Source organism: Stenotrophomonas sp. HMSC10F06, from assembly GCF_001807865.1.
GTDB classification, from domain to species: Bacteria; Pseudomonadota; Gammaproteobacteria; order Xanthomonadales; family Xanthomonadaceae; genus Stenotrophomonas; species Stenotrophomonas bentonitica_A.
Map to the genome: position 1 here is coordinate 109,952 of NZ_KV791259.1, position 1,454 is coordinate 111,405.

A 1,454-nucleotide genomic window follows, 5' to 3' on the forward strand; every position below is an offset into this window, starting at 1 on the left:
AGGACATCGGCCGCTTCGGCTCGCTGCAGTTCTCGGCCAACTACACCAACATGCTCAAGCGTGAAGTGCAGTCGCAGCCGGGTGAGGAGTTCCAGGATCTGCTGGGCAACCCGATCGCGATGTGGAACTACGACAACTTCGCCAAGGTCCGCAGCGATGCCTCCGTGGGCTGGTCGGTCGACAAGTTCACCACCACGCTGTACGCGAACTACATCGGCAAGACCCCGAACTATCTGGCCGGCATCAACGGCTATGACTATGTCCACCCGGCATCGGGCAAGGCGGCAGGCAAGTGGGGCTCGTACACCACGTACAACCTGAGCGTGAACTATCGCGCCCAGGATGACCTGACGCTGTCGGTGATGGTCAACAACGTGTTCAACAAGATGCCCGACGGCCAGGCTTACAGCTACCTGGGCACCTCGGGTGCGCCGTACAACACCGGCCTGTACAACGCGTACGGCCGTGCCGTGTACGTCCAGGCCAAGTACGACTTCGGCAAGTAACCGCCGCAGGCCACACCGGCGACCGTGCAGGGCCCTGCCCTGCCGGTTCGCCATCCGGAACGCCCCGAAAGGGGCGTTTCGCGTTTGTGGGGCTGCCACGTCACCCGCGCCGCCACCGGCGCGAAAGAGGAAGCGAAACCGAGACGACGACCGCCGAAACAGTAATCGCCTTCAACCGCCACCATTCAGCACTGCGTCATCCACTCCGTTGTTACAAATTGTTACATTTTCATACATGGCTGATTTTAAAGTACTTTTTATCGAACCTCCGGCCTTATGGCTGATGGCTATGTGACTGAGCTGTGTAAGCCTCGTTAAGCCCGTGTTACGTTCGATGACGAAGCACGGAAAGCTTCACACGCAGATGTAATCGCTTCCATGGACGGCCCTACCCACGTCGACACCGCACTCGGGGATGCCCATGTCTCGCCACAGCTCCACTCTGTCTCGCCACCCGCTGACCGCCGCCGTACTGACCGGCATGCTGCTGACCAGCGCCGTCACCGCCTTTGCCCAAGACACCGGTACCACCAACCTGGACAAGGTCACCGTCACCGGTTCGCTGATCCCGCAGACCGAGATTGAAACCCATACCCCGGTGGTGACCATCACCGCCGAAGACATCCAGACCCGCGGCTTCACCAGCGTGGCCGATGTGCTGCAGCAGTCCTCGCTGACCACCGGCGGCCTGCAGGGCGGCCAGACCTCCGCCTCGTTCACCCAGGGCGCTGAAGCGGCCGGCATGTTCGGCCTGAGCCCGAGCTACACCAAGTACCTGATCAACGGCCGGCCCATGCTGTCCTACCCCGCCCTGTACAACGGCGGCGATACGTTCAACAACATCAGCGGCATTCCGATCGACATCGTCGAGCGCATCGAGATCCTGCCCGGTGGCCAGTCCTCCCTGTACGGCTCGGATGCGATCGCCGGCGTGGTCAACATCATCCT

The 1,454-nt window shown here is 61.6% G+C and carries 1 protein-coding gene and 1 pseudogene; both read left to right on the top strand.

Translation table 11 applies throughout. The features are described from left to right. Positions 1-506: pseudogene (locus HMPREF3113_RS18910) on the top strand (TonB-dependent receptor); the annotation flags it as partial. A gap of 421 nt (positions 507-927) precedes the next feature. Next, positions 928-1,454: TonB-dependent receptor plug domain-containing protein (locus HMPREF3113_RS18915; protein WP_254665235.1), on the top strand; the 527-nt coding region annotated here is incomplete at its 3' end.